Origin of the sequence: Streptomyces sp. CB01881 (assembly GCF_002953255.1) — a bacterium.
Taxonomy (GTDB): domain Bacteria; phylum Actinomycetota; class Actinomycetes; order Streptomycetales; family Streptomycetaceae; genus Kitasatospora.
Window position 1 is genome coordinate 10,530,361 of the sequence record NZ_CP026498.1, and the last position, 8,081, is coordinate 10,538,441.

Genomic DNA, 8,081 nt, shown 5'->3' on the forward strand with positions numbered 1-8,081 from the left:
CCCTGAATTTACCCCGTCACGCCCGCCGATATTCCCACAAGACCGCTGAGGAAGGCTGTGCCGAACCTGAGTATGGCACTGTTTCCATCATTCATGGCGCTGAGAGATGATGTCACAATCGACCCGGTAATGATGATAACCTGGAAGAAGTTGTGAACCCGACGATTTCTGTTGGCGCCCCTCCGGTATTGATCAATAATCTCCAGCGAAGCCTCGCGGTAGATCCGCAGGCTGGATGGGGAGTCGAGCGGGAGCTGGGCTGCGGCGGTCTGGCGGTCCTGCAGTGCATTGCGAAGCTCGCCAGATTTGGTAACGATCTTCTTGCGGCCGATCCACAGGAGTCGGCCCATTGTGGCCCACAGGGCAGTGACGATCGCCAGTCCTACATATCTGGCAAACAGTGGTTGAGTATTCCATAGGCCAACGATCACGGTGTAGCCCAGTAGGAAGGCTAGCGCAATCGCGCCGATCATGCTAAGCAGGAAGATCCGCTGGAAGGCACGGGCGCCGCGGAGATCGGCCTCTAGCTGGTCAAATTCATTGACCTTCCTCCGGTAATTCTCCTGAAGTCGTTGCTCACGCTCAGTTGTCAAGATCGGCCGAGATTCTGGCGTGTTTTGCCCATCCCTGGAAACACCTGCACCCGTTGCCACAGACCCCCCTGTTGCCTCACTGGACCTATCGGAGGGTAGGGCACGGATCATTGGCGAACAAGGGTGGATGCGTACGGAGTGAACTTCTGTGAAGAATGATTCGAAAGTCGCGACATGAGTCGCTTGCAAATTCGAGTCGATGTGGGTTGCGTGCGGTCTACGGGCCGGTGCGTCGGCAGGTCGGCCGGACTGGCCTCAGACAGGCTTCTAGCCGAGCCGATCACGTTGCGCGCGGTGGTGTACCAGCGCTGGCGTGATGATGGCGTCCACGGCGAGGCTCTCGGTCGGAGCTGGGTTGGCGCGGGCTGTCAGTTGATGACCCAGGCGGGTTGAGCCAGAAAGTGGGAGCAGGCTGGCGAGCGCGCGATGGGGCACTGCCTGCGGTCATGGGCGGGGCCGGTCTGCCGGGCGCGACCTCGGAGGCTCCGAGTAGGGAGGTTGGGGCGATGTGGCTGCTGGCGTCGACGCGGCCCTCGGGGTGGGCCAGGCCGGTGATCCTTAGGCTTCATCCTCGGAGGTAGCGGCTTCGGGCTGGAGATCAGCCATGGCGCGGAGGTGGCACCGCGAGACAACGAAGGCCCAGACCACTCAGCGGTCTCGGCCTTCGATCAAGGCGGAGGTTACGAAATTGTTCCGAACTCGGGCGGAGCGACTGGCTGAGTGGCGGCCGGACCTGGGCCGAATGAGGGTGGATGAGAACAGAATTGAGACCGGGCGACTGTGATCCTCAACCCTGACGCGGGGCGGGGCGTCGGCCGGAGGCTGCCGTGGTGTCAGGCCGTTCCGTGCAGCGTTCATGATCTCCGCGACGGCGCTCGCTCTGAGTTCGGTGTAGGCGAGGAGCATGCCGGCTTCGCGCGGCGGAGTGCTTGGCCCGCCCGGTAGCGTGCGGCTACGTCGGGATGGGCCCTCAGAAGGTCGCGGAAGAGCATGTTGTCGTTCCACAATCGGCCGTTCTGCCCGACGACGTGGACGTTCACGGGTGGCCCAGAGCGCTGGTGGAGGTATTCGCGGCCAGGTACGCCGGACTTTCCCAGGAGTTCGAAGCCGAGCTCCTGGATCCGCTTCATCGTAGCGGCGGCGGCGGCGTTGGTTGGCTGGCACCCGGCCTGGACGTTGATGACCGGTTAGGCGTCAAGGCCGGGAACGGAGGTGGATCCGATGTGCTCGATCGCTACCGGCATGTCCTGCAGCACTGACGAGACCTGCCGCACGAGCTCCCGGCCCAGTTCGCCCCAGGACGGGTCGAAGCGAGCCAGGTGGATCGGTTCGTCGAGATCAACCATGGTGGCTGGAGATTCAGCGGACGGAAGGCTGCGGGGGCGCGGTCGGAGCGGTACTCCTCCGATGTCATCCCGCGGTGGCGGCGTCAGGAACGGATGATCCGCTCTCGGCACGGCTCTGCCCCTGTGGCGTCGCCTTCCCGGAGGCCTTGCCACAGACGAGACCGTGGACGACAAGCCCCCAACCGGCGAACCGGTCGGGGCTTTCGTGAAGGCCGAGGTCACGAGATCCGAACTCGGTTGCCCCAACACGCTTTCTGAGTCACTCCAGTTGAGTTTGTCAAAGTCCGCATGAGTCCCTGCCTCCAGCGGAGTGAACCGATTGCCGTAGTTGGGCACCCGCCGTACAGCAGGGAGCGAGACCGGAGTCGAGGCCACGCGCTGTGCCGGGAATCCGGGGCGGGAGCCGAGGTGGGAGCCCGGGGGAGGGGGACCGGCAGGACGAGGACGAGGCCCCAGCCCGGGAGCTGAAGCCTCGTCACCGTGAATGCCGTTGCAGCGCCCGGGCCGTGAACTCCGTGCGCAGGTCCGGTGCTCAGCCGCCGCCGTAGGTGGCCTGGGTGACCGCGAAGACGTTGCGTCCGCCCGTGGTCTCCTGCAGCGACCACAGCAGGTCGGGGTTGGTGCTGTCCTCCCAGTAGGAGAGGCTCTCGCCGCCGCCCACCCAGGCGAAGGTGGCGGGACCAGCGGTCGGGGTCCAGTAGTAGAGCTTCTTCTGCCCCGAGGAGTTGAACCACCATCGGCCGTTGTGGGAGGCCACGCCATTGAGGTTGTACCAGGGCAGTTGGAGGGCCTGGCCGGCGGTCGTCGTCGCGGCGAACGTCGTCGCCCCGGGTGCGAAGGGGAACCGGACCGCCCTCGGCGGGCGGTTGGGGTAGTCGGTGCAGCCCGACTGGCAGGTGTACTCCGTCATCACGATCGACTTGCTGACCCGGTCGAGGGAGACCGACGACCACACCAGGTTGGTGCCGGAGGTCGTCTGCGACGTGACCGTGCCGATCTGGGGCAGCACGTAGGCGTAGTTGTGGGCGTAGTAGACGGTGTTGGACTGGCGGCCGATCTGGTCGGCGGTGCCGCCGGGATCGGTGTTGAGGATCTTGCGCATGTCGAAGACGCGCATGCCGTGCCCGGTGTCGGCGACGTAGAGGTAGTTGCCGTACCACGAGACGCCGCCGGCGTGGATCGGGATGTCCTTGAAGTCCGGCGCCGCCGCGGTGCCGGCCGGCTCCACCAGGAGGATCTTGCGGTAGGTGTTGGGGTAGGTGGCGTCCCAGTCGACCAGGGTGATCCGGCTGCGCTGCTGGGCACCGCCGCAGCCGTCCTTGGTGTACCAGCTCACCAGCACGAGCTGGTGGCCGTCGTAGTTGCCGCTGTCCGCGGTGCCCACGGCGTCCCGGCTCGTCGTGATGCCCTGCGGGAAGCTCTGGCAGTCGGAGTTGTCGCCGTCGTCGAACCGGAAGCCGGTGGACAGGCCGCCGACGGAGAAGGACGCGGGGAGCGCCTGCCGGTCGTGGTTCGCGTTCTCCATCACCGTGTGCACGGCAGAGGTCCCCAGCGCCGTGACGAGGGCCGAGTTGAGCGTGTCGAAGCGGTGGTAGTCCGCGGTGAGGGTGTACTCGGATGCGCTCACGGCCGTCGGTGCCGCAGCGGCCGCCGCCGGCGATGCGCCGACGAGCGCGCCGGTGACGAGCAGACCGGCTGCGAGTATCGCTCGTGCCGCGGTTCTGACTTGGCGAATCATCAAGGCGGGCCTCTCCACGTGAATGGATCAACGGGGTCACTCACGCTAGGGGTGCGTTGAGCATGTCCGCAACACCCCGAGGAGGGCCGGAGCGAGTCCCGAAGCCGCCGCCGGGCGTGAGGGGCGTGGGCGGACGGGGGCGCGGGCGCGGGCGGGTGCAGGAGCGCCCGGGGAGCGGGCGGCCGCCGCGCACAACCCCTGTGTGCGCCGATGTGTTTCCACTCGTCGTTCCCGCAGGTCGGGTGGCCTGCCTGCGGGAACGTCAAAGGTGGTGCACGAGCCGTCGGCAGCAGGGTTCGGACGGTAGCCGGAGCGGGAACCGGGCCGCTGGCCGCCTCGTCGGTGGCACCGGGCGAGCTTGGACCGGGCGGTGTGCTGAGGGGGCGGGCGATGCAGGACGAGGCAGGGCGGAGAACCGACGAGTGGCGGCTTCCGGACTACACCCAGCTGCGGGAGCTCGGCGCCGGGGCCAGCGGCCGCGTGGTGCTCGCGCACCACGACCGCACCGGCACGCCGGTGGCGATCAAGTACCTGCTCGCCGGGGTGGGCGGCTCCGGTCTCCGCGAGGAGGCGCAGGTTCTGGCGCGGGTCGACTCCCCGTACGTCACGCGGCTCTACGAGTACGTCGAGGCCGGGCCGCACGCGGCGATCGTGATGGAGCTGGTGGACGGGGTGCCGCTGCGCACGCTGCTCAAGTCCGAGGGGGCGACGACACCGGAGGCCGCGCTGGTGGTCCTCAAGGGTTCGCTGCTGGGGCTGGCCGCCGCTCACGCGACCGGCCTGGTGCACCGGGACTACAAGCCCGCCAACGTGCTGGTCGCGGCGGACGGCTCCACCAAGCTGGTCGACTTCGGGATCGCCGTGCCCAGCGGCGACGACCGGGACATCTCCGGCACGCCTGCTTACCTGGCCCCGGAGCAGTGGACGGGCGCGCCGGCCTCGTCCGCCGCCGACGTGTACGCCGCGACCGTCACCTTCTTCGAGTGCCTGACCGGCACTCGCCCGTTCCCCGGCCGGACGGTCGTGGAGCTGGCGGTCCAGCACCGGGAGCACCCCGTGCCGGACGAGTTGGTCCCGGAGCGCGTCCGGCCGCTGGTCCGGGCCGGGATGGCGAAGCGGCCGGAGGAGCGACCGTCCGGCGCGGCGGAGTTCGTCCGGCAGCTGGAGGCGGTCGCCGCGGCCGGGTACGGCGAGCGCTGGGAGGAGCGCGGGCGCGCCGACCTCGCCGCTCTCGTGGCCCTGCTGGCGCTGCTGCTGCCGTGGGGCGCGGCCGGGCCGCCGCCCGGCGGGGCGACGGCGCTGGCGCACACGGAGCTCGTGGCCGGCCGGGGCGCCGCGGCGAGCCGTGGCACGCACGACCGGGGCGGCGGTGCCTCGGCGACCAGGAGCGTCCACCCGCGCGGGCGTGCCTCCGCGCGCCGGACCGCCCGGCGGCTCGGGCTGCATGGGCGGGTCCGGGTGGACCACCCGCGGTTCCGGCGGACCCGGGCGGTCGTCGGCGCGGTGGTGGGCACACTCGCGGTGGCCTCGCTGGCCGCGGTGGCGATCGCCGGAGCGGCGGACCGTGGGGACCGGACGGTGACCGGCAGTCCGCTGCCACGGGTCACCACTTCGCTGGGCGCGGTGGGCGGAGCCGGCGGGGAGGCGACGGACGGGCCGTCCGATCCGACGGTGTCGGCCGGGCCCTCCGCGCCCCGGACGCCCACCGCCCCGCCGTCCCCCGTGGCGAGCCCCTCGTCCCCGTTGCCGTCCCCGTCCGCGGCTCCCTCCGCGTCTACGGCTCCTTCCCCGTCCGTAGCTCCGTTGCAGTCGCGCTCGCCCGCGCCTCCGCCTGCGACGGCCTCCGGTACGACGCCGAGCCGTACGGTCGGCCGCCCGGCACCGAGCCGGACGCCCACCCCGGGCACCACCACATCGCCCGCGCCCAGGCTCACCGACACGCCCCGTACCACTCCGCCGTCCACCGGCACCTCACCGTCCACGCAGGCCGGCGCGCCGCCGTCCTCCGTCACCACCGCGCCGCCGCCCGCGGTCCGGGTGACCTCGCTGAACGTCGACTCGATCAGCTGCCTGGACAACGGCCACTTCGGTGTCCAGGCCAGGATCACCGTCGTGGCGTCCGGGCCGCCCGGGGCCACACTCACCGTTTCCTGGCAGCACCACTCCGGCGCGATCAACCCGCCCGTGACCGTGGCCACCGAGACCGTGCGGCTCGGCACCGGCTCCGTCACCCTCACCCGCTCCCATGACTTCGGCAACGACGACAGGCTTCAGTGGGGCGTCCGGGTGGGCAGCGACCCCAGGCCGGAGAGCACCCCGACGGCCTACCGGGAGCTGCCCGCCATCGACTGCCGGCAGCCCGGCTGATCCCGCCCGCGGTCCTGCGGCACGTTTTCACCGTGCCGGCCGGCCGTCTCCGCGCCGCCGCACGTCCCTGCCACAGCTCTCCGTCGCACGACCCCGCCATGCCTCCCCGCCGCACCTCTCCGCCGCACGTTTTCGGAGGTCTCCATGCCCCTGCACCGACCGGAGCCCGGCCCGGGCTCCGGCCCCGACCGGACCGTCCGACTCGGCGCCGACCCCGCGGCCGAGCGGACGGTCCCGCCCGGCGGCGCCGTGCCCGCCGGGGCCATGCCCGCCCCGCCCGCCGCGTCCGGCGCCGAGGACGCCGGAGACGCCGAGGACGCGGCGTGTGCCACGTTCCTCGACCCGACCGTCTGGGGCACCTCGGGTGCCCGGGCGCCGGAGCCCGTGCCCGTCCCGCCGGAGGCCGTCCCCGTCCCACCGGAGCCCGTGCCCGTCCCGCCGGAGGCCGTCCCCGTCCCACCGGAGCCCGTGCCCGTCCCGCCGGAGGCCGTCCCCGTCCCACCGGAGCCCGTGCCCGTCCCGCCGGAGCCTGACCCGGCGCCGCAGCAGTACGAGGTGCGCCGGTTCGGCCCCGGCGTGCCGCCGGTGGCGGTGGCGGTGTGGCACGGCGCGCCGCCGCCCTGGCAGCGGGAGGCCCGGCTGCGTCGGCGCCGGGCCGTTCGGTGGCTGGTCCCGGCGGCGGTCCTGGTCGTCCTGCTCGCCTTCCTGGCGGCGCGGTGCCGGTCCGAGCCGCCGCTCATACTGACCGGGGTCACCGTGGGCGCCGAACCGGCGGGCGGCCCGCCGTGCGGCGGAACCGCCGTGATCACCGCGACGGTCGGCACCGACGGCCACGCGGGGACGATCCGCTACCGCTGGTTGCGCAGCGACGGCACGTCCTCCGGCGAGCTGGTGCAGCCGGTGCAGTCCGGGGAGCGCCGGGCGGACCTGGTGCTCCACTGGTCCTTCGACGGCCGCGGCACGATGCGGGCGACCGCGACCGTCGACATCCTCGAACCCCGCCGCCTGGGGGCGGCCACCTCGTTCACCTACGCCTGCCAGGGCTGAGGGTCGACACGAAAGGGCCCGGTGACACCGGGCGCTGCAGTGCGCCGGGCCCGTCGGAGCGGTCGGGATCAGGCGTGGGGGTGGGGGTACGGGCCGAGCAGCACACTGCTGGTGGCAGGAGAGCAGATCGGTCCAAGCCGGCGTGCGTCGCGTCACTGAACGCGATCACCGTGACGGTCCGCGGTACCCGGGTCAACGATGCGCATGCCGCCAACGGCTATCCGGACACCGCCGACGGCCACTGCGACGCGGAGTGGACGCCGACCTTCGCGTCGAGCACCAAGCTGCGCTTCACCTCGCGGCCGGCCGACTCCAGGGGAATGGAGTGCCACACCGCCGGAGAGCGGGAGCTGGAACTCCTTCCGGACGGCACCATGCCGTACACGGCGATCAACGGCGATCAACGGCGGCACCACCGGCGGCACCACCGGCAGCCCGGTGGTGCCGAAGCGGGCCCCCTGAACCGTCCGACCGCCCGGGGAACCGTCCGACCACCCCGGCCGAGGTCAGCGCTTGACCTCGGCCTGAGCCCGGAACTTGCGCAGGTCGTCGGCGGTCTTGGCGATCTTCATGCCCGACAGCTCCGCGCTCTCGTTGTATTCGATCACCGTGTTGGTGCCGATCGCGACGCACTGGGTCGTGCTGAACATGTGGTTCCCGAAGACGTCCGGCTGCTCCCTCCGCGAGTAGGCCAGCCCGCACTGCGCGGACCCGCCCAGCGGTCCGGCGTCGACGTCCTCGATGCCGCTGAAGGTGGTCTGCACCCCGCTCGCCGGGTCCGGGCTCTTCCAGGCGTCCTGCAAAGCCTCCGCACGCTCGGCGTCGGTGAGCGCGGTGTCCTTGGTGATCGCGACCACCAGGGCGTACCTCTCCCCGAACTGGCCGCCCGTGTAGACCTTCATCTCGACCTTGGAGCCCGGGTTCTCCGCCTCCGCCAGCCGCAGCACCTCGTCCATGCTGCCGCCGAGCTCGTTGTTCTGCTCTGCTGCA

General features: G+C 71.1%; 5 protein-coding genes and 1 pseudogene. 2 read left to right on the plus strand and 4 right to left on the minus strand.

Annotated elements, in window-relative coordinates; translation table 11 throughout:
* Positions 1–8: 8 nt before the first annotated feature.
* The 3 genes and pseudogenes from C2142_RS35335 to C2142_RS35350 all read right to left on the minus strand — a co-directional run bounded on the left by C2142_RS35335 (position 9) and on the right by C2142_RS35350 (position 3,566).
* Positions 9–593 (minus strand): DUF4231 domain-containing protein, encoded by a 585-nt coding sequence (locus tag C2142_RS35335; protein ID WP_162002637.1) that lies wholly within the window; start codon positions 591–593, stop codon positions 9–11.
* A gap of 854 nt (positions 594–1,447) precedes the next feature.
* Positions 1,448–1,939 (minus strand): annotated as a pseudogene (locus tag C2142_RS35340) (GrpB family protein).
* Positions 1,940–2,471: 532 nt separating this feature from the next.
* A complete protein-coding gene (locus tag C2142_RS35350) occupies positions 2,472–3,566 on the minus strand; it encodes a hypothetical protein (RefSeq protein WP_241002979.1) in 1,095 nt (364 codons plus the stop codon).
* Positions 3,567–4,067: 501 nt separating this feature from the next.
* On the opposite strand from C2142_RS35350, the gene C2142_RS35355 reads away from it, so the two are divergent.
* Together C2142_RS35355 and C2142_RS35360 are read left to right on the plus strand one after the other, a co-directional pair.
* Complete coding sequence (locus tag C2142_RS35355; protein WP_206671090.1) at positions 4,068–6,044, plus strand: serine/threonine-protein kinase; 1,977 nt, start codon at positions 4,068–4,070, stop codon at positions 6,042–6,044.
* Between the two features lie 144 nt (positions 6,045–6,188).
* The gene (locus C2142_RS35360) at positions 6,189–7,091 is read left to right on the plus strand and encodes a hypothetical protein (protein ID WP_148646929.1); all 903 of its coding nucleotides are present in this window, start codon (positions 6,189–6,191) and stop codon (positions 7,089–7,091) included.
* A 506-nt stretch (positions 7,092–7,597) separates the two neighbouring features.
* Here C2142_RS35360 and C2142_RS35365 read toward each other — a convergent pair.
* On the minus strand, positions 7,598–8,081 hold a 484-nt coding region (locus tag C2142_RS35365), incomplete at its 5' end, for a hypothetical protein (protein ID WP_194235844.1).

What these genes read in the sequence shown, in the direction of transcription:
- C2142_RS35360 (WP_148646929.1), top strand. Translation starts at nt 6,189, where the DNA reads ATGCCCCTGCACCGACCGGAGCCCGGCCCGGGCTCCGGCCCCGACCGG.
- C2142_RS35355 (WP_206671090.1), top strand. Translation starts at nt 4,068, where the DNA reads ATGCAGGACGAGGCAGGGCGGAGAACCGACGAGTGGCGGCTTCCGGAC.